Here is a 19,641-nt window from a genome sequence, read left to right as displayed (position 1 = left end):
TGTCGCCGGGTCTGACGGTCCTCGCCCCTCGCGGCGGGGGTGGCGCCGGGTCCGACCGCCCTCACCTCTTGCCGGCGGGGGTGGCGCCGGGTCTGACGGTCTTCATCTTTCGTCGGCGGGGGTGTCGCCGGGTCTGACGGTCCTCATCCCTCGTCGGCGGGTGTGGCGCCGGGTCCGACCGCCCTCACCCCTTGCCGGCGGGGGTGTCGCCGGGTCTGACGGTCCTCGCCCCTCGTCGGCGGGGGTGGCGCCGGGTCCGACCGCCCTCACCCCTTGCCGGCGGGGGTGGCGGGGGTCGCCACCGGAACGCCCAGCGGCCGGGCCAGACCGACCACCGCCTCGTCCAGGCGCTGCAGATGGCGCAGCACCCGGCCGGTGATCCGGCCGTACCGGGGCGTGACGTCGGGCCCCAGCAGCGACGCGATGGAAGGGCCGGTCTCCACCTCCACCTCGGTGGTGGCGTCCTCGTCCGCGACGTGCGCGGCGATCGTCGCGATGTTGTGCACCACACGCCGCCCCGCCCGCCGCAGCCGCGGGTCCGCCGCGATCGACGGGTGGGTGGGCAGCAGCTCGGCGGCCGCCGCCAGCGTCCGGGTGTGGTACGCGCACGTCTCCAGCAGCGCGACCACGTACTGGGCGGTGTTGCGCCGGGTCCGCAGCGGAGTGATCGGATGCGTCAGCGGCAGGGCGGCGGCTCGCAGATCGGCCAGCGCCTGGTCCAGGTCGCGCGACTTGTCCAGCAGATCGTCCGCGGCCCCGCCGCTGAGCTGCCCGACCGCCGCGTCCGTCATCTCGCCCAACCGGTCGAGGACGGTGACGAGGAGCTCGTCGGTGCGGCGGTCCGTGCCCACCGGCAGCACCACCGCCGCCGCGATCACCCCGCAGGCCGCGCCGAGCGCCGTCTCCTCCACCCGCAGCACGAGCACCGACATGCTGTAGGTGTGCAGCAGCGTGTAGAGCACCCCCAGCGCCGCGGTCACGAAGAACGACATCAGCGTGTACGACAGGGGAGCCGTGTAGAACATCGCGAAGACGCACACCAGCACCAGCGCGAAAGCCGGCCAGGTGTGGTGCCCGACCAGTGCCGCCAGCCCGATGCCCGCCACCACGCCCAGCACGGTGCCCACCAGCCGGCGGGAGCCCTTGACCACGATCTCGCCGGTGGACGTCGTGTTGAGGAAGACGATCCAGCAGGTCAGCACGGCCCAGTACCAGCGCTGGTCGGAGAGGAACTCCCCGCCGACGATGGCCAGCGCCGACCCCACGGCGACCTGCACGGCCGCCCGCGTGGTGGGCCGGTTCAGCCCGGTGGACACCTCCCGCTCCGCCTCGCTCTTCTCGGCACCGGCGATGGCCGCGTCCTCGGCGTCCAGTTCCTCGCGGGAGCGGGTCGTAGAGGGGGTGTCGTCGGACTCGTCCTGCGGCCCGTCGAGAGCCGTCCGCAATCCGAGCACCGCCCGAGCGGCCTCGCCGATCCCCCGGAAGACGTCCTGGACGGCGGGGGAGGCGGACGGCAGGTTCTCCTCGTCCCGGTAGCCCAGCAGCCGGTTGCGCACATGGGCCGGCGCGGTCCCCGGGTCTCCCGAGACCGGGCGCAGCACCAGCATGCGCAGCGCCGCCAGGTCCCGGCGCAGCGTGTCCGTCTCCTCCTCTCGCACCAGCGTGCCGCCGCCCGAGGGGGCGGGCGCACCGGGCAGGTGCAGGGTGAGCGTGTCCGCGCGCTCGGTACTGCGCGCGGTCAGCAGCAGGAGCCCCAGCCGCTCGGCGGCGACCTCGGCGTCCGCGACCCGGCGCTGCACCTGCCGCGCCACCGCCTCGTCGGACGTGCCGTCCTCCAGCTGGCCCTGGATCATCATCGCCGTGTCGTGCAGGCGCGCGGTGCCGCCGCGCAGGTGCCCCAGAGCCTTCTCGATGTCGTCGGGACCGGCGTCGAGGAGTTCGAGCTGCGCGGACACCAACCGCGCGAACCGGGCCCGGAACGCCTGCCGCAACCGGTCGAGCACGCGCTCCGGGGTCTCCGGCACGAGCACGAACCGCACCACGGCACTGGCCACGAACGCGACGGCGATGGTGACGTACAGCTTCGGCAGCGCCGGGACCGTGGCGCTGACGAACAGGGAGAGGAAGTAGATCTGGAAGCCGATCAGGCCGAGCGCCGTGCCGCGTTCGCCGAACCGGCGGCTGTACACGGCACCGAAGATGAGCACGACGAAGAAGACGTCGCCCAGCACGACCCGGGAGTTCAGCAGCGCGCCCAGCGTCACCGAGACCAGGGCCACCGGCAGGCCCGCCGCCAGGGTGACGGCCTGCCGGTCGCGCCGCTTCTCCCGGATGGCGAACGTGGCGACCATCGCCGCGACCGCCCCCGCCACCAGCTGCGACACATCGGCCCCCAGCAGGGCGAGCCCGGCGAGGGTCAGGGCGAGCGAGCCCACCGTCCGCAGCCCGGCGGAGAGCCGCAGCAGCCCGGGGTCGGACGCCGCCACGTGGTCCCGCAGCCGGGCCCGGACCGATCGTTCACCTGACCTCACGCCGCCGTACTCTCTCCCGCCGCGCGGCACGCGGGCGTGCCGCGCGGCAGGTCACTGTTGCGCCGCATCCGCCTCGATCACGTGCGCCCGCAGCTGTTCCGGCGTCAGGTAGCTGTCGGTGTACTCGAAGTCCTTCAGCCGCGCCGGCCTGCGGATCTGGAAACCGGTCCGGACGAAATCGTCCCCGGCGACCGCGTTGAGCGTCCAGTTCGTCAGGACGCGCGTCTTGGCGACGAAGGTGCGCAGCGCCGACCAGTGGTAGCCGCGCGCCACCACCTGGGCCGGCAGACCGCGCAGCTCGATGCCCAGCGGCTTGGAGACGGCGTCCATGCCACCGAGGTCGACGACCAGGCCGAGGTCCTTGTGCACGTACGGGCTCATCGGCTGGTCGCGCAGTGTCGCGATGACGTTGTCCGCGACGTGCCGGCCCTGCCGCATGGCGTGCTGGGCCGTCGGCGGGCAGACCGCGTGCTCCACGCCCTTGGCCAGGTCGGGCACGGCGGCGGCGTCACCGAGGGCGAACACCCCGTCGTGGCCGGGCAGGCTCATGTCCGCGCCGACCGCGAGCCGCCCGCGCACCGTCTCCGTGCCGAGCGTGCCGATGAGCGGACTGGCGACCACACCGGCCGTCCAGATCAGGGTGCGGGTGGGTACCACCCGGCCGTCCGTGAAGGTGACCTCCTCGGGACCGGCCTTCTCGATCGAGACGCCCAAGGAGATCTCGATCCCGCGCTTGGTCAGGATCTCCTGGGCGCTGCGGCCGAGCTTGTCGCCCAGTTCGGGCATCAGCTTCGGGGCGATGTCGATCAGATGCCACTTGATCAGGGACGGGTCCAGCCTGGGATAGCGCTTGACGGCGTTGTGCGTCAGCCGTTGCAGGCAGGCGGCGGTCTCGGTGCCCGCGTAGCCGCCGCCGACCACCACGAACTGCAACCGGGAGGCGCGCTCGGCAGGGTCGTCGCTGGCGTCGGCGAGGTCCAGCTGGGAGATGACGTGGTCGCGGATGTACGCGGCCTCCGCCAGCGTCTTCATGCCGAACGCGTGATCGGTGAGCCCGGGGATGTCGAAGGTGCGGGTGATGCTGCCCGGGGCGAGCACGATGTAGTCGAACCGCTCGTTGACGATCTTGTCGGTGATGGTGCGGATGACGCAGACCTTGGCCTCGAGGTCCACGCCGATGGCCCCGCCCGGAATGATCCGCGTGCGGTACTTTTCGCTGCGCCGCAAGGAGACGGCGATCGACTGGGGCGTCAGCACCCCGGAGGCGACCTGGGGCAGCAGGGGCAGGTAGAGCTGGTAGGCGAACGGTGTCACCAGGGTGATGTCGGCCTCGCCCGGGGCGAGTTTGCGCTCCAGGCGTCGCACGCACTCCACCCCCGCGAAGCCCGCCCCCACCACCAGGATCCTGGGTCGTGTCACGTTGGTTCATCCCTTCTGCGGCTCCAGGCGGTCTGCCTCGACGTCATTCGCGTGCCCGCCGATCGCTGCTTCGCACCTCTCGATCCCACCGCGCCCGGGGTCCTCCCGCCAGCCGGGTGCGGCATGCAGACGAATGAACGAAGACCAGTCTGCCTGTTCGAGAGCCGGGGCGCGTGGGGAGCGGCGAAGTGCGGGCGATCCATGTGTGTTCCGGTCCGGCCGCGGGCCGTGTACCCCGGGATCGTTCGGGTAGGCCGACCTCAAGGACGAGCGCGGTGGCCGGAGGGAACTGATGTGGGCTGCTCACAGGCGGGCCCCGGCGACGAGCGGGACCAGGTCGCCCGGCGGGTCGCCGACGCGGTGGAGAGCCTCGCGTCGTGCTGGTTCGCCGCGGCCGAGGACGTCACGCCCCACCTGCCCGTACGTCAGCTGCTGGCGCTGCGCACCATACAGCGCCGCCCCGAGCTCAACCTGACCGCGCTGGCCGAGGATCTGGACGTCGGTCTGCCCACCGCCAGCCGGCTGTGCGACCGGCTGGAGACCGCGGGCCTGCTGGAACGGTCCGTCCAGCCTCACAACCGGCGCGAGATACGGCTCGTGGTGACCGCCCGGGGCAGGCGCCTGCTCGCGGACGTCACCGAGCACCGGGTCCGCCGGATGGCCGCCGTGTTCGCGACGATGACCCCCGGCCAGTGCGCGGCCCTGGAACAGGGCCTGTTCGCCTTTCACGCGCACGCGGACCCAGGCCCCACCACCGTCGGCTGACGTGCGGTTGACGTGCGGTCAGGACGCCGACGGGCGCGGCCGCCCGGTCCGGCTGTCGATGTGGCACAGCAGCAGGCACACGTCGTCGTCACGCTCGGAGTCGCTCAGCAGCGGGTGCAGCATCCGGTCCGCCGACCCGGCCAGGTCGGCGTCCAGCTCCTCGGACCGGAACGCCCCCAGCGCCGCCGCCAGGCGCTCGATGCCCGGGTCGATGCCCTGGGCGCGCCGCTCCACCAGCCCGTCCGTGTACAACGCCAGCGTGGAGCCCGGCGTGAGGCGCACCGTGTGGTCGGCGATCTCCTGCTTCAGCGGGATGCCCAGCATCGCGCCGGGCCTGGCGTCGAGCACGTGCACCCGCCCGTCGGGGGTGCGCAGCACCGGCGGCGGATGGCCGGCGGCGGCCCAGGTCAGCGTCGGGTCCTCGGGGTGGAAGCGGGCGATGACCGCGGTGGCGTACAGATCGGGCTGGAGATGGTGCAGGAACACATGCAGCCGGGTCAGCAACTGGCCGGGGCTGCCGCCGTCGACGGCGTAGGCGCGCAGCGCGGTGCGCAGCTGGCTCATCATGACCGCGGCGCGCAGCCCGTGCCCGGTCACGTCGCCGATCACGGTGATCAGGCTGCCGTCGGGCTGGCGGAAGGCGTCGTACCAGTCCCCGCCGATGTTCAGCCCGTAGGTGGCCGGAAGATAGCGCGCCGCGAGGCCCAGGCCCGGCGTGGTGGGCAGGTCGGTGAGCAGGGCGCGTTGCAGGGTCTCGGCGATGTCGCGGTTGTGCTCGAAACGCCGGGCGTTGTCGATGGCGATGCTGGCCCGGCGGGTCAGTTCGATCAGCATCACGGCGTCGTCCGGGTCCCAGCTTGCGCCGGGCGGGGACAGGGTCAGCACGCCCAGGGGCGCGTGCCGGGTGGGCAGCGGGACGTGCAGCAGGGGTCCGGCCGGGTCCGTGGCCGAGGGCGGCCGGTCGTCGACGCCGGGCAGCCCGCCGGGGTGGTCGGCGGCGTACTGGGGCCGGCCGGTGCGGGCCGCGAGCACGGCGGCGGCCGGATGCGGGGACGGGCGGTCGGGCCCGGTCCCGAGCAGTTGCGTGCCGACCTCGAGCGGCGGCTCGCCGGGGAGCCGCCTGTCGTCCTCCGCGTCGAACAGCCAGACGTCGACGCTGCGCGCGTACTCGGGCACCAGCAGGTCCGGGAGCCGGCGCACGATCTCGTCGTGGTTGAGGGAGGCCGTCAGTACGGCGCTCGCGTCCGCCAGGAACGTCAGCCTGCGGCGGGCGCGTTCCGCCTCCTGGTGCGCCGCGCGTTCGGCGGCGAACGCCTCGCGCTGGGCCCGCCCGGCGGCGTCCAGTTCGGCGTGGAGCGCGAGGACGCCCTGGTTCGTCTGGTGCAGCTCCTCCCGGTGGTAGGCGACCAGCTCCTCCTGGTCCGCGAGCTGGTCCAGGACCAGCGCGGTGTCCTCGTCGGCGCCGAGCAGGGCCTCCGCCAGGATGCCTACGTTCTCCGGCACGGCGTCCGGGCCGGAGAGATCGGCCGCCTCCGGGCAGTGGACCGTCATCCGCCACGGCGGCTCCCCGTCCCACGAGGGGTGCACCACCGCGTGCAGCAGCCCCTCCTCGGCCGGCGACGCGGTCGTGTCCAGCACGAGCCGCCAGGTACCGCCCTTGGTGAGGCACTGCCGCAGCCGGGCGCTGAGCGCGGCGACCAGCCGGGTGCGCTCCAGGACGGGCACGCCGAACGCGGCGGCGATCCGGGCCGTGGCGATCCTGGCCCGCGCCGCGTCGGTGACGGTGGTGATCGGCCAGACCCGCGTCATGGGCGCTCCGGAGGGCTCGGCGCCAGTACGGCGACGGCGGTGTCGTCCCGGACCGGGCGGGCGGCGCTGCCGGCGTCGCGCACGGTCACGGCGGCCATGACGGCCGGGTCGGCCAGCACGAGGCCGGGATCGGACGGCGGGGTCCACCGGCTGGGCAGCCCGTCGCTGTGCAGCACCAGCAGCCGGTCCGGGCCCCACGGCAGCCGGGTCTCGGGCAGCGTGGTGGGACGGTGCACGCCGACGATGCCCGGCCGGGACAGCAGGTGACGCCAGGTGTCGCCCTCCCGCAGCCGGGCTCCTATGTTCCCGATGCCGGCGAACGTCAGCCGTCCGGCTTTCGCGTCCAGCTGGGCCAGGGCGACGGCCGCGCCGCGGGTGCCGCGCAGCGCGGTGTCGAGCTGGCCCAGCAGTTCGGCGGGGGACAGGTGAGCCGCGTGGCTCAGCGCCCGTGCCGCCGCCGTCGACGCGCGGGCCGCCTCCGGCCCGTGGCCCAGCCCGTCGGCCAGCATCAGGGTCAGGCGGTCGCCGGCCCGGACCCACGCCCACGCGTCACCCGAGTACGCGGCGCCGGCGAACGGGATGTTCACCCCGCCGGCCCGCACCCCGGCGTGCGGTGCGGCCGGGGTGGCCGCGGCGCCCCTGGCCTTCCTCGGCGTGGCGCCGATCCGGGCCAGCGCGACCGTGCCCCGGCCCGGGGTGCTGTGCAGGTCGAAGTCGTCGGCGAGGCGCCGGCACGTGCCCAGGCCCGCCCCGAGCGAGTCGGCCGTCGAATAGCCGTCGCGCAGGGCGGCCCGGACATCAACCATGCCCGGTCCGTGGTCGACCGCGGCGACCTGCACGACGTCGTCACCGTCCCGGCCCTCGCCGGCCGCCGCCGGGGCGACCAGGTCGATCAGGAGCTGTCCGCCGCCGGCGTGCTTGAGCAGGTTGGTGGCCAACTCGGTGGCCACCAGAGCCGCCGCGGCGGTACGCGTCTCGTCCAGGCCGGCGAGCGCCGCCGCCTCCTCGGCGGCGACCCTGGCGTCACGCACCCGCGTCGAGTCGTGCACCGGTACGTCCCACAGTCGGGCCATCAGGACTCCTCGCGCGCAGCGGGCGGAACGGGTGGCACGGGCGGAGGAGGCGGGTAGGCCGGATAAGGCGGCCGGGTCGCCCAGGACGTCACCGTGACGGTGGTGCCGGCCCCAGGAGTGCTGTCGATGGCGAACTCGTGCACCAGCCGGCGCGCACCGCCCAGCCCCATCCCCAGTCCGTCGCCGGACGTGTAGCCGTCCCGCAGGGCCTGCTCCACGTCCACGATCCCCGGGCCCTCGTCACCGAAGGACAGCCGCAGTCCCGGCACCCGCCCGCGGGTCACCCGGTGCACCGTCAGCTGCCCGCCCCCGCCGTACACGAGGGTGTTGCGGGCCAGTTCGCTCGCCGCGGTGACCAGCTTGGTCTGTTCGACCAGACCGAAGCCGAGCGTGGCGGCGGACTGGCGCACATGCTGGCGTACCCAGACCAGGTCCAGGTCCGAGCGGATCGGCAGGCGGGCGTCGACGCCCGCGGCCGTGTCCATCACCATCTCCCCGGACGCGGGCCGGCGGTGCCCGGCGCCGGGGCGGCGAGAAGGTCCAGGGCCGCCTCGGTGTTCAGCGCGGTGCGCAGCCCCGGCAGCGTCAGCCCCAGCTCGACCAGGGTGATCGCGACCGCGGGCCGCATGCCCGCGACGACGGTCCGGGCGGCCAGCAGCCGGGCCTTGGCCGCGATCTCGGCCAGCACCCGTCCCAGGAACGAGTCGACGATCTCGACACCGGAGATGTCGATGACGACACCGGTCACCCCGCTGCTCCCGATCTTCTCCGTGATGTCCTGCTGGAGCTGTTCCGCCGTGCTGTCGTGCAGGTCACCCTGGAGGGTGACCAGGAGCACGTCGCCGAGCCGGAGCACCGGTACGTGCCCCGTCGGCGGGCGGGAGAACTCGTCGATCACCGCGACCCCGCACCGCCCGGCGCCGTGTTGACGATGTCGGCGCCCAACTGATGCAGCGCGTGCGCCAGGGCGTCGGCGAGGCTCGCCCGGGTGACCACCGTGCCCAGGTCCAGCCCGAGGTGGACGATGGTCTGCGCGATCGCGGGGCGGATGCCGGAGACGACGCACTCCGCGCCCATCAGCCGGGCCGCGGCGACCGTCTTCATCAGGTGCTGGGCCACCAGGGAGTCGACCGTGGGCACGCCGGTGATGTCCAGGATCGCGTACCGCGCCTGCTGGTCGACGACAGCCTCCAGGAGCGTCTCCATGACGACCTGGCTGCGGGCGCTGTCGAGCGTCCCGATGAGCGGCACGGCCACGATGCCGTCCCACAGCTTGATGACGGGCGTGGCCACCTCCAGCAGTTGCAGCCGCTGCCGGTCGATGAGCGCCTGGCCCTCGCTGAGCGCCGTCTCCAGCACTACCAGCCGCAGCGTCCCGAGCAGGACGGTCAGGACGGACGCGCACTCGAGCAGATGCTCGGCCGGCGCGTCGGGAAGGTCGGAGAGCAGGAGGTTCACGGCGGGCTGACGCAGGCCGTCGACCTCTCTCGACACCTGCGCGTTGGACAGTCCCGCGCGGGCGCGCGCGGCCCCCATCCGCGCCAACTGGTCCCGCACCATGGTGAATCCGGCGGCGTCCGGATCCGCCACCCGCTCCGTTCCCGCCACTTCGGCGAGCGCGTCGACCACGACTCTGCCCGCCTCCACCGCCTCGTCCCGCGAGATGGTGAAGACCGCGCGGAACAGGGGCTCGTCGGCCCACCGTTGCGCGATCTGCTCGCGGCGGCGGCGCAGGAAATCCCCGACCTCCCGCGTCGGCGACCCGTACTGGCCTACCGCTTCGTGCTCCGGCACCTGTTTCACTCCTTGGCTCTGGGTCTCTTCGTCTCTCGCGCGGTGACCGGTGGGTGCGACCGCCCGGTGGCCCCCGGGACACGCCCGGTGCGCGCGCCGTGTACGACACTTGTCGAACGGCAACTGTCGGGCATGCGTGGGCCCCCGCGCCCGAACGCGCCGGTCCCCTCAGGCCCCCTGGTCCGGTATGACCTCCGGCGGTACGCCGACGAGGGCGAGGGCGTCGTCGACGCTCTCCGAGACGGGCACGGTGATGCTGACGCCGGTGAGATCCAAAATCCGCCGTACGGCCGGGGTGGGCGAGATGACGTGCACGCTCCCCGACACCTCGCGGGCCTCCTGGTACACCCGCAGGACGATGTTCATGCCGGACGAGTCCATGAACGGCACTGCCGCGAGGTCGAGCAGGAAGTGCCGGCGGCCGTGATGGAGCTGGTTGGCCAGGTGGTGCTGGAACTCGGTGGCGGTGTCGAGGTCCAGATGGCCTTCGACCGCGACCAGGGCGACGTCCTCCGTGAGTACGGTGACCTCGACGGACAGCGGGTTCTTGGCAAGGGGCACGGCTTCCTCCACAGGTGTTCTCCGTTGCGCACGGTCCGTCGTGCGGGGCTCCACGACCCGGCGCACGACTGTGCCCGGCGTCCCCGCCCTCGGGCGGCGACGCCGGGCACGGGGGCGTCAGGCGATCTCGGGACCCAGCAGGCCCGTGCGCAGCCGCTGGACCATGCGGGTGATCAGACGGGACACGTGCATCTGGGAGATGCCGAGTTCCTTGCCGATGTCGGCCTGCGTGCGCTCCTCCACGAAGCGCATGTGGATGATCAGCCGCTCCCGGTCGTCGAGTTCGGCGATGAGCGGCGCCAGTGAGTGGAAGTCCTCCACCAGGGCGAGCGCCGGCTCCTCCTCGCCGATGAAGTCGGCCAGCACGGACTCGCCCTCCGCGCCGCCGTCGGAGGTGAGGGCCGCGTCCAGGGAGGAAGAGGTGTAGCAGTTGGACGCCTTGCGCGCCTCGATGACCTCCTCCTCGGTCAGCGACATGAGCTGCGACAGCTCCCGCGTGGTCGGCATCCGGCCCAGCCGGGTCTGGAGCTCCTCGGTGGCCTTGGCCAGTTCGACCCGGGCCTCCTGCAACCGCCGGGGGACGTGCACGGCCCAGCTCGTGTCACGGAAGAAGCGCTTGATCTCGCCGACGATGTAGGGAACGGCGAACGAGGTGAACTCGACCTCGCGGGTGAGCTCGAACCGGTCGATGGCCTTGATCAGGCCGATCGTGCCGACCTGGACGATGTCCTCCATCGAGTCCCCGCGGCTGCGGAAGCGCGAGGCCGCGTAACGCACCAGGGACAGATTCATCTCGATCAGCGTGTTGCGCACGTACTGGTGCTCGGGCGTGCCCTCCTCCAGTACCGCGAGGCGGTCGAAGAACCGCCGCGAGAGCTCGCGGGCGTCCTTCGGGCTGACCTTTGAGGGAGCCTCGATGAGCGGAAGCTCTTCCCGGAGGCCGTCCGTGACCGTCTGCTCCACCGTCGTCACGGCATCCATGCCGCCCACTCCGTTCGTCGTCGTATTGCTGTCGGCATGCGACTGCCCCGAGTTGCGCATCTCATGTCCGCCGCGAGGAAAAGAGAGACCTGCGTCTCAAAGATGTGACCGAAAAGCACTGTTGGCGGCGGATCGTCCACGGGCGGCCGACCGCCTCACGGGACACATGGTTCCCGACAGTACGTCAGAGCGACGACGTAGGCTGGGGAGGGGATGCGGAAGGCGGGGGTGCTTGGATGGTGAACAGGGGGCGCGCGCATAGACACCAGGAACCGTTCGTCCATCCGGCCTTCTTCTACCGTGGCGACGAGGAGTACCTGGCCGGGATCGTGCCCTTCGTGTGCGAGGGGCTGTCGGCGGGGGAGTCGGTGGCCGTGGCCGCACCCCCACGACGGCTCCGACTGATCAGGGCCGGACTCGGCACCCGCGCGGTCCAGGTGCGCTTCGTCGACATGACCGACGCCGGCCGCAACCCCGGCCGCATCATCCCGGCGGTGCTGCGGGAGTTCGCCGACACCGCCGGGGGCGGCAGGGTGCGGATCGTGGGGGAGCCGGTCTGGCCGGGCCGCACGGCCGAGGAGTATCCGGCCTGCGTCCAGCACGAAGCGCTCATCAACGAGGCCTTCCAGGGGCGCGCCGCGACGATCCTGTGCCCCTACGACGCCCACGCCCTGCCCGCCGTGGCGCTCGCCGACGCCCGCGCCACGCACCCCGTCCTCGTCGCCGGCGGCCGGACCACGGTCAGTCGCGGCTACGACCCCCTGCGGGTGCTGGACCGCTGCAACGAGCCGCTGCCGTCGCCGTCGGGCACGCTCACGGTCCGATTCGACGCCACGGCCCTGCCGGGAACCCGGGACACGGCGCTCCACGAGGCACGCAGCCGGGGCATGAGCCCCGCCCGGCTGCAGGATCTGGCTCTCGTGGTGGCGGAGTTGACCACCAACAGCGTGGTGCACGGCGGCGGTGGGGGCACACTCGGGCTCTGGGTCGACGACGGGCAACTCGTCTGCCAGGTACGGGACTCCGGCCGGCTGACCGATCCGCTGGCGGGCCGCCGTCCGGCCCGCCCCGGGCAGATCGGCGGTCGCGGACTGCTCCTCGTGCACCGGCTGTCCGACCTGGTCCGCACGTACGCCGGCGAGCACGGCACCACCACACGCGCCCGCCTCGGCCTGCACTGACCCCACGAGTTTCCGCGCGCGATGGCCCGGGCCCGAATGCGCGTGCGGGGAAAGGGTATTTGGTGCTGTGGGAGGGGCGGGCACCGAACCGTCCGCCCGCACGGGCACCGGACGCCCGGGAGGAAGAGGAAGGGGCAGTGTGGTCACCGGCAGAATCTGGACGTACGCGGCGGACAGCGGTCACGTCGAGGGGCAGGACCTGACGGGGTACGCCGTCGTCGCGAGCGACGGCACGATCGGACACGTGGAGCGGCAGGCCGACCCGCACGGGATGCGGCACCTGGTCGTCGACACCGGCGTGTGGCTGTTCGGCAGGAGCGCCGTCGTGCCGGCGGGACTGATCGCCGCCGTCGACGCGCAGGCCCGCAAGGTCTCGCTGGCCTGCACCGGAGGCGCGGTCAAGGCGGCCCCCCGGTTCCGGATCGACAGCGAGACGCGCGATCCGCGGTACCTGGCGACCGTCGGCGAGCACTACGAACGGCTCGCCGCGCCCAGGACCCCCACGGACTGACCGGTCCGAGGGGACCGGCGCCCGAGCCACCAGGGGGCACCAGCGGTCACCAGGGGAGGAAGACGTGGACGTCCTTGCCCCGGTCGGTGGTCACCACGCTGACCTGGGTGCACAGGGCGTGCACCAGGTGCCAGCCGATCCCGCCGCCACCGCTGCTCGGATGGAAGGGGCGCGGTGCGGGCGGTGTGGTGCTGCTGTCGTGCATCGTGACGTGCACGCCGTCGAACGTCCGGCGCAGGCGCAGTTCGAAGGGGCCGGGTGCGTACTGGACCGCGTTGGCGGCCAGTTCCGTGACGATCAGCACGATGTCGTGCCAGCACTCCGCCGCCGCGGGTGGTGCGACGCCGGACAGCTCACGGAGGAATTCCTCAGCCGCCAGACGCGCACTCGTCACGTCCGCCGGCATGCCGGTGAAGCCGACGATGCGGCTCGCGATGTCCTGGGAAGCCAGTGTTCCGTCCCCGCGCGGCTCGGTTGCCATGTCGCCTCTCTCAGCCCTGGTGTCAGCAGGGCTCTCGTCCCTTCTCATACGTCTCTCGCTATGTCACCCCTGCGAGTTCCCGGGGGTGCGCCGCGTACGCGTCCGAGGCGGCGGCCGAACGGGTGATCCTTCCCGGAGCCCTCGGTGGATCACGGCGAGCGGTCCACCGGTCACGGAGCGTACGCGGCTTTGCCGATCCGCCGGATGCGGTCGGGGCGGCCGGGCTGGTGTGACATGACCGGGACACCAGATATTCGCACGGAAGCGCGATCGGCAGGGCTGTCCCGCCGGTTCGGGGGCACCCGGATGTCAGGTAAAGACACCGACTAGAGGAGAAGCCGTGCTGGCCATCGTTGCTGCGGTCCTGCTGTTCATCGCGTTTTTGATCAATGCCGCGGACATCTCCACCAACGACGCGTTCACGTCGACCAACGTCATGCTCCTGGGGCTGACCGTGCTGGCCCTGCACCTGGCGGGCGTGGGCACAGGCTGGGCGGCCCGCGGCCGCCGGCGCTGACCGGGCGCGGCCCGCGCGGGCCCCTACCGGGACACGCCGTCCGAGCCGCCCGGGCGCGGCCCCTACCGGAACACGTTGTCCGAGTCGTCCCAGCCGAGCACCTCTTCCGGCGCGCTCTGCCGCGGCAGACGCGAGCGAGCCTGGTACATGGCGTTGATCTCGGCGGCGTAGTGCTGCACGATCGCGTCCCGGCGCAGCTTCATCGACGGAGTCATCAGGCCGTTGGACTGGTCGAACGGCTCCGGGAGCACCCGGAACACCCGAATGGACTCGGCCCGGGACACCGCGCTGTTGGCCGCGGCCACGGCGCGGCCGATCTCCTCCCGCAACGCGTTCTCCTCGCGCGCCTCCCGGTTCGGCGCGTCGCTCTGCCACGTCAGCGCCGCCCGCCAGTGGGTCACGAACTCCGGATCCAGGGTGATCAGCGCGCCCATGCAGGGGCGGTTCTCGCCCACGATCACGGCCTGATGGATGAGCGGATGCATCCGCAGCCGCTGTTCCAGCGGGGCCGGGGCCACGCTGTTGCCGCCGCTGGTGACGATCATGTCCTTCTTGCGGCCGGTGATCGTCAGGTAACCCTCGGAGTCCAGCCGCCCGAGGTCACCGGTGGCCAGCCAGCCGCCCCGCAGCGCGCGCCGTGTGGCCCCCTCGTCGTTCACGTACCCCTGGAAGACCGACGGCCCGTGCACCAGGATCTCCCCGTCCTCGGCCACCCGGATGTCGACGCCGGGCAGCGCCTGCCCGACGGTCCCCGACTTCTCGCGGCCGAGCGGCTGCACGGTGACCCCGCCGCCGGTCTCGGTGAGCCCGTAACCGTCGTGCACGAGGATGCCGATGCCCTCGTAGAAGAGGGACAGGTCGCGGTTGAGCGGGGACCCGCCCGAGGTCGCGCGGGTCACCCGGCCACCCAGCGTGGCGCGCAGCCTGCGGTACACCGTCCGCTCGTACAGGGCGTGCTGCAGCCGCAGATCGAGCCCGGGACCCGATCCCCGGCCCAGCCGCTGCCGCTCGGTGGCCGCCGCGAAGTCCCGGGCCGTCTCGGCGGCCCGCTCGAACAGCGGCCCACGGCCCGTCTGTTGGGCCGTGCGCAGGAAATTCTTGTACAGCTTCTCGAAGACCGACGGGACGGCGTAGAAGTACGTGGGCCGGAACGAGAGCAGCGCCGAGGACAGGGCGGCCTCGCTGAGCTCCGGTACATGGCCCATCAGCAGGCCACCGCGCATGCACAGGCCCTGGATCATCAGCCCGTACACGTGGGAGAACGGCAGCAGGGCGAGGATCGCCGGCTGCTCCCCGGGCGGTGCCGCCGTGTGACCCCAGCCCTCCAGCAGCGTGTCGCAGGGGCTCGCCAGGCTGCGGTGGCTCAGCGCGCAGCCCATCGGGCGCCCCGACGTGCCGGAGGTGTAGGCGACGACCGCCGTGGAGTCCGGCATGACGATGCGGCGCAGCGAGTCCACGGTGGTGAGCGGGATGAACTCGCCGCGCTCCACCAGCTGTTCCAGCGCTCCGGCGTCCAACTGCCAGACGTGCCGCAGCCTGGGCAGTCCCGCGCACACCGAGCCCACCGTCATGACGCTCTGCTCGTCCTCCACGACGATGCCCACGCAGCCCGCGTCGCGCAGCATCCACTCGACCTGGTCGCGCGACGAGGTGGGATGGATCGGCACCACCTCGGCGCCCACCGTCCACAGCGCATGGCTGAGGACCGTCCACTCGTAACGGGTCCGCGCCATGATCGCCACCCGGGCGCCCGGCGAGATCCCGGACGCGATCAGGCCCTTGGCCAGATCGACCACCGCGTCCCGCACCTCGACCGCGGTCACCTCGTCCCAGACGGTGCTCGCCGAGGCGTCCCGGCGACGGGCGAGCAACGGCAGGGCCGGGTTGCGCGCCGCCGCGTCGAAGACGCTGTCGGCGAGCCCCCCGGTCAGCGGCGGGGTGGCCGGGGGAGCGAGGGCGAAGTCGCGCATGCGCTGCTCCTGGGGTGTACGGGGAGTGACTCCGCCTAAGAGAACTGTTATCGACGCTGGTCGAATCTAGCCCAGGAGAGACCGAATAGTGCCGGGAACGGAGAAGTAATCGAGCCGTGATCGTCTGCGCCGGTCCGGCCGTGACCGAACCGGCTCATTTCCGCCCGAGCCGCCCGCACTTCACCGCGCCCCGATCGCCCGACGCCTGTCACCCCAGAGGCGTCAGCCAGACCGTCGCGAGCGGCGGCAGCGTGAGCGTGATGCGGCCGTCCAACTGCTTGACCGGTTCGGACCGGACGACGTCGCCGCCGCCGTAGCGTGCCGCGTCGGTGTTGAGACTCTCCTGCCAGGCGTCGACGGAGTCCGGCACCCACAGCTCGTAGTCGTGCCGGACCACGGGGGAGAAGTTGGACACCGACAGCAACGGGCTGCCGTCCGCGGCGAACCGAAGGAACGCGAAGACGTTGTCGTCGGCGGCGTCCCCGACGACCCACCGGAAGCCGGCTGGTTCGGTGTCGCGCTGCCAGAGCGCCGGGGTGCGGCGGTAGACGGTGTTGAGGTCGCGGACCAGGTCGCGCACACCGCGGTGGTCGGCCTGCGCCGCGTAGACCGGGTCGAGCAGCCACCAGTCCGGGCCGTGTGCCTCCGACCATTCCCCGCCCTGGGCGAACTCCTGGCCCATGAAGAGGAGTTGCTTGCCGGGATGGGCCCACATGAAGCCGAGGTAGGCGCGGTGGTTCGCGCGCTGCTGCCACCAGTCGCCCGGCATCTTGGACACCAGCGCCTGCTTGCCGTGCACGACCTCGTCGTGGGAGATGGGCAGGATGTAGTTCTCACTGTAGGCGTACATCATCGAGAAGGTCATCTCGTTGTGGTGGTACTTGCGGTGCACCGGCTCATGACTGACGTACTCCAGCGAGTCGTGCATCCAGCCCATGTTCCACTTGAGCCCGAAGCCGAGACCGCCGCCGTCGGTGGGCCGGGTCACCCCGTCCCAGGCGGTGGACTCCTCCGCGATGGTGATGACCCCGGGCACCCGCCGGTACACCGTGGCGTTCATCTCCTGGAGGAACGCCTTCGCGGCCAGGTCCTCTCGGCCGCCGAAGACGTTGGGCTCCCACTGGCCCGAGTCCCGGGAGTAGTCGAGGTAGAGCATCGAGGCGACGGCGTCCACGCGCAGCCCGTCGATGTGGAACTCCTCGCACCAGTACACGGCGTTGGCGACCAGGAAGTTGCGCACCTCGACGCGCGCGTAGTCGAACTCGTAGGTGCCCCAGTCCGGATGCTCCGCGCGCCGCCAGTCACCCGGTTCGTACAGCGGCTCCCCGTCGAACCGGGCCAGCGCCCAGTCGTCCTTCGGGAAGTGGGCCGGGACCCAGTCCATCAGGACGCCGATCCCCGCCCGGTGCAGGGCGTCGATCAGGTACTTGAAGTCGTCCGGGGAACCGAGCCGCGCCGTGGGCGCGTAGAAGCCGGTGACCTGGTAGCCCCAGGAGCCGCCGAAGGGGTGCTCGGCGACGGGCATCAGCTCGACATGGGTGAAGCCGAGGTCCTTGACGTACGCGGGCAGCTCGTCGGCCAGCTGACGATACGTCAGCCCGGGTCGCCAGGAGGCGAGATGGACCTCGTATACGGAGAACGGCGCCTCGTGCACCGGCGTGTCCGCGCGGTGCGCCAGCCACTGCGCGTCGTCCCACTCGTGGTGCGAGGCCGTCACGATCGACGCCGTGTCCGGCGGCACCTCCGTGCGGCGAGCCATCGGGTCGGCCTTCAGGAACCGGTCACCGTGCCGGGACGTGATCTCGAACTTGTACCGTGCGCCCTCGCCGATGCCGGGCAGGAACAGCTCCCACACCCCGGACGCGCCGAGGGAACGCATCGGGAACTGGGTGCCGTCCCAGAAGGTGAAGTCCCCGGCCACCCGCACCCCCTGGGCGTTCGGCGCCCACACGGTGAAGCGGGTGCCGGTCACGCCCTGATGGGTCATGGGCTCGGCGCCGAGCGCCGTCCACAGCTGCTCGTGCCGGCCCTCACGGACGAGGTGCAGATCGAACTCGCCCAGGGACGGCAGGAAACGGTACGGGTCGTGGACCTCGTACTCCGCGTCCTCGTACGCCACCAGCAGTGTGTACTCCGGGACCGTGTCGAACGGCAGGACGGCACAGAAGAGGCCGTCGCCGTCCGAGGCCAGCGCGCTGGGCGTGCCGTCGACCACGACGCTGACCGAGCGGGCGAACGGACGCAGCGCCCGAAAGACGACACCGCCCGTGACCGGGTGGGCGCCGAGCAGCGCGTGCGGGTCGTGATGGGCGCCCGACAGCAGGCGCCCGCGCGCGTCCGGATCCAGGGCGACGATCGTCGGCGGGACGGGTCCGGCCGACTCCAGGGGTGAGCTCTCTCGCAGTGCCACGGTGTCAGGCTCCTCTCACGGCGAGACGCTCGATCGCCGCCATTGGTACGGGCATCCAGTCCGGGCGGTGCCGGGCCTCGTACAGGACTTCGTAGACGGCCCTGTCCGTCTCGTAGGCGCGCAGCAGGGCGTGCTTCTTGCGCGGGTCCCAGCCCGCCCGGTCGGCGTAGCCCGCGCAGAACGCCTCCCGGCAGCGCAGGGCCCACTCCGGGCGCCACGGATGGCGCTGCCGGGCGGCGTAGTCGAAGGAGCGCAGCATGCCCGCGATGTCCCGCACCGGGGAGTGCGCGCTGCGGCGTTCGGCCAGCGGACGAGAGGGCTCGCCCTCGAAGTCGATGACGAACCACTCGCGCCCGGCGCGCAGTACCTGCCCCAGGTGCAGGTCCCCGTGGATGCGTTGGGCGGCCGGGCCGGGATCGCAGGTGTCGAGCGCCTCGAACGCGGTCCGCAGCCCGGTGACGAACGGCCGCAGCGACGGGACATGATGCGCGGCGGACTCCAGCCGCTCGGTCATCGCGGCCGCCGTCCTTCCGTTCTCGGCATACCCGTCGACCGGCAGGGCCGAGGCCAGCGCCAGATGCACCTCCGCCATGGCCCGCCCCAGCTCGCGCGACTCCGCCGTGAAGTCCTCGCCGGCGGCGAGCGCGCGCAGGGCGAGGGCCCAGCCGTCCGACGCTCCGGGCAGGAACGGCTGCAACACGCCGAGCGTGGCCTCCTGCGGGTCCGTCGTGGTGAACCAGGCGACGGGCGCGGGCACCCGGCCGCAGCCCTGCCCGGCCAGCGCGACCGGCACCTCCAGATCGGGATTGATCCCGGGCTGGATGCGCCGGAACAGCTTCAGGATGAACGCGTCGCCGTACACGATCGACGAGTTGGACTGCTCGGTGCCCAGCAGCCGCGGCGACAGGCCGGCGGGCACCGGCACGGACGCGTCGGACTCGAACCGCAGCGGGCCCAGGGTGCCGGGGTGCCGCAGCCGCTCCAGCAGCAGGTGCGTCGACCGGGGGTCCTGGAGGGCGTCGTAGACCGTCAGACCGGCCAGCGGACCGAAGTCCGCCCGCCCGATCAGCGCCCGGCCGAGGCGGGGCGAGAGATGTTCCTGCAGGCCCAGCATCAACTGGTAGCAGTCGCCGGCCGGGGCGGTGCCGCCGGGAGAGGGGACACCGCTCTGCCCGGTGTGCACGAGCAGATGCAGACAGCCGGGGAACAGCTCGGTCATCGACAGCAGGCGGAGGTCCGTCAGGGGCCGGTCCTTGCCGGCGAACCAGCGCTGCCGCGGCAGCCACTCCCGCAGCAGTCCGCCGAGCGATGCCATCGGCTGGGTGCCGCCGGCACTGATCGGGTGGAGATATGCGGTCTTCGGCATGGTGACGCGTCCTTTCCTCGGCGCAGGCTCACAGTCGTCGGCCGGTGTGGGGTGCGACTCGGGTGAGTCGGAACCAGTAGAAGCCGTGCCCTGTGAGCGTGAGCAGGTAGGGCAGTTCGCCGATGGCCGGGAAGCGCACCCCGCCGAAGAGTTCGACCGGGTGCCTCCCGTTGAATTCCCGCAGGTCCAGCTCGGTCGGCTGGGCGAAGCGGGAGAAGTTGTGCACGCACAGCACCAGGTCGTCCCCCTGGTCCTCGGTCGCGGGGGCCTCG

18 protein-coding genes are annotated in these 19,641 nt (G+C 72.4%); 4 read left to right on the top strand and 14 right to left on the bottom strand.

Features of this window, described 5'->3' with window-relative positions:
* Positions 1 to 266 precede the first annotated feature (266 nt).
* Together ACFV0T_RS16140 and ACFV0T_RS16135 are read right to left on the bottom strand one after the other, a co-directional pair.
* Positions 267 to 2,531, bottom strand: a complete 2,265-nt coding sequence (locus ACFV0T_RS16140) for an FUSC family protein (RefSeq protein WP_385778893.1) — start codon at positions 2,529 to 2,531, stop codon at positions 267 to 269.
* Positions 2,532 to 2,582: 51 nt separating this feature from the next.
* Positions 2,583 to 3,950, bottom strand: coding sequence for an NAD(P)/FAD-dependent oxidoreductase (locus ACFV0T_RS16135; protein WP_385778891.1), 1,368 nt, complete (start codon positions 3,948 to 3,950; stop codon positions 2,583 to 2,585).
* A 294-nt stretch (positions 3,951 to 4,244) separates the two neighbouring features.
* Between ACFV0T_RS16135 and ACFV0T_RS16130 the strand changes: the two genes are divergently transcribed.
* The gene (locus ACFV0T_RS16130) at positions 4,245 to 4,715 is read left to right on the top strand and encodes a MarR family winged helix-turn-helix transcriptional regulator (RefSeq protein WP_385778889.1); all 471 of its coding nucleotides are present in this window, start codon (positions 4,245 to 4,247) and stop codon (positions 4,713 to 4,715) included.
* 18 nt (positions 4,716 to 4,733) lie between these two features.
* Here ACFV0T_RS16130 and ACFV0T_RS16125 read toward each other — a convergent pair whose 3' ends face one another.
* The 7 genes from ACFV0T_RS16125 to ACFV0T_RS16095 form a co-directional block, all read right to left on the bottom strand.
* The gene (locus tag ACFV0T_RS16125; RefSeq protein ID WP_385778887.1) at positions 4,734 to 6,524 is read right to left on the bottom strand and encodes a PP2C family protein-serine/threonine phosphatase; all 1,791 of its coding nucleotides are present in this window, start codon (positions 6,522 to 6,524) and stop codon (positions 4,734 to 4,736) included.
* Positions 6,521 to 7,597: a SpoIIE family protein phosphatase gene (locus ACFV0T_RS16120; protein ID WP_385778885.1), complete on the bottom strand. Its 1,077-nt coding sequence runs from the start codon at positions 7,595 to 7,597 to the stop codon at positions 6,521 to 6,523. The genes ACFV0T_RS16125 and ACFV0T_RS16120 overlap by 4 nt, the downstream gene beginning before the upstream one ends.
* Positions 7,597 to 8,082: an anti-sigma regulatory factor gene (locus ACFV0T_RS16115; RefSeq protein WP_385778883.1), complete on the bottom strand. Its 486-nt coding sequence runs from the start codon at positions 8,080 to 8,082 to the stop codon at positions 7,597 to 7,599. The genes ACFV0T_RS16120 and ACFV0T_RS16115 overlap by 1 nt, the downstream gene beginning before the upstream one ends.
* Positions 8,082 to 8,495 carry an STAS domain-containing protein gene (locus ACFV0T_RS16110; protein WP_385778881.1) on the bottom strand — a complete coding sequence of 138 codons (414 nt, stop codon included), beginning with the start codon at positions 8,493 to 8,495 and terminating at the stop codon, positions 8,082 to 8,084. Before ACFV0T_RS16110 ends, ACFV0T_RS16115 begins: the two co-directional genes overlap by 1 nt.
* Positions 8,492 to 9,391, bottom strand: a complete 900-nt coding sequence (locus tag ACFV0T_RS16105) for an STAS domain-containing protein (RefSeq protein ID WP_385778879.1) — start codon at positions 9,389 to 9,391, stop codon at positions 8,492 to 8,494. Before ACFV0T_RS16105 ends, ACFV0T_RS16110 begins: the two co-directional genes overlap by 4 nt.
* Positions 9,392 to 9,559: 168 nt before the next feature.
* The gene (locus ACFV0T_RS16100; protein WP_385778877.1) at positions 9,560 to 9,952 is read right to left on the bottom strand and encodes an STAS domain-containing protein; all 393 of its coding nucleotides are present in this window, start codon (positions 9,950 to 9,952) and stop codon (positions 9,560 to 9,562) included.
* A 117-nt stretch (positions 9,953 to 10,069) separates the two neighbouring features.
* Positions 10,070 to 10,933 (bottom strand): RNA polymerase sigma factor SigF, encoded by an 864-nt coding sequence (locus tag ACFV0T_RS16095; RefSeq protein WP_385778875.1) that lies wholly within the window; start codon positions 10,931 to 10,933, stop codon positions 10,070 to 10,072.
* Between the two features lie 236 nt (positions 10,934 to 11,169).
* Here ACFV0T_RS16095 and ACFV0T_RS16090 point away from each other — a divergent pair, with 236 nt between their 5' ends.
* Positions 11,170 to 12,114, top strand: a complete 945-nt coding sequence (locus tag ACFV0T_RS16090; protein ID WP_385778873.1) for an anti-sigma factor RsbA family regulatory protein — start codon at positions 11,170 to 11,172, stop codon at positions 12,112 to 12,114.
* A gap of 139 nt (positions 12,115 to 12,253) precedes the next feature.
* Positions 12,254 to 12,625 carry a PRC-barrel domain containing protein gene (locus tag ACFV0T_RS16085; RefSeq protein ID WP_385778871.1) on the top strand — a complete coding sequence of 124 codons (372 nt, stop codon included), beginning with the start codon at positions 12,254 to 12,256 and terminating at the stop codon, positions 12,623 to 12,625.
* 46 nt (positions 12,626 to 12,671) lie between these two features.
* Here ACFV0T_RS16085 and ACFV0T_RS16080 read toward each other — a convergent pair whose 3' ends face one another.
* Complete coding sequence (locus tag ACFV0T_RS16080; RefSeq protein ID WP_385778869.1) at positions 12,672 to 13,106, bottom strand: ATP-binding protein; 435 nt, start codon at positions 13,104 to 13,106, stop codon at positions 12,672 to 12,674.
* 340 nt (positions 13,107 to 13,446) lie between these two features.
* Here ACFV0T_RS16080 and ACFV0T_RS16075 point away from each other — a divergent pair, with 340 nt between their 5' ends.
* Complete coding sequence (locus tag ACFV0T_RS16075; RefSeq protein WP_385778867.1) at positions 13,447 to 13,623, top strand: hypothetical protein; 177 nt, start codon at positions 13,447 to 13,449, stop codon at positions 13,621 to 13,623.
* Between the two features lie 62 nt (positions 13,624 to 13,685).
* Here ACFV0T_RS16075 and ACFV0T_RS16070 read toward each other — a convergent pair whose 3' ends face one another.
* From ACFV0T_RS16070 to ACFV0T_RS16055, 4 genes are all read right to left on the bottom strand, one after another.
* Positions 13,686 to 15,593, bottom strand: coding sequence for an AMP-dependent synthetase/ligase (locus tag ACFV0T_RS16070; protein WP_385778865.1), 1,908 nt, complete (start codon positions 15,591 to 15,593; stop codon positions 13,686 to 13,688).
* A gap of 208 nt (positions 15,594 to 15,801) precedes the next feature.
* Positions 15,802 to 18,003: a 1,4-alpha-glucan branching enzyme gene (gene glgB / locus ACFV0T_RS16065; RefSeq protein WP_385778863.1), complete on the bottom strand. Its 2,202-nt coding sequence runs from the start codon at positions 18,001 to 18,003 to the stop codon at positions 15,802 to 15,804.
* Positions 18,004 to 18,007: 4 nt separating this feature from the next.
* Positions 18,008 to 19,369, bottom strand: coding sequence for a maltokinase (locus tag ACFV0T_RS16060; RefSeq protein ID WP_385778861.1), 1,362 nt, complete (start codon positions 19,367 to 19,369; stop codon positions 18,008 to 18,010).
* A 28-nt stretch (positions 19,370 to 19,397) separates the two neighbouring features.
* Positions 19,398 to 19,641 (bottom strand): alpha-glucosidase C-terminal domain-containing protein (locus ACFV0T_RS16055; RefSeq protein WP_385778859.1); only part of this gene is annotated, 244 nt, incomplete at its 5' end.

Origin of the sequence: Streptomyces sp. NPDC059582, assembly GCF_042735715.1 — a bacterium.
Taxonomy (GTDB): domain Bacteria; phylum Actinomycetota; class Actinomycetes; order Streptomycetales; family Streptomycetaceae; genus Streptomyces.
Note: the sequence above shows the minus strand (reverse complement) of the source record. Positions and strands in the feature narration are given on the sequence as shown.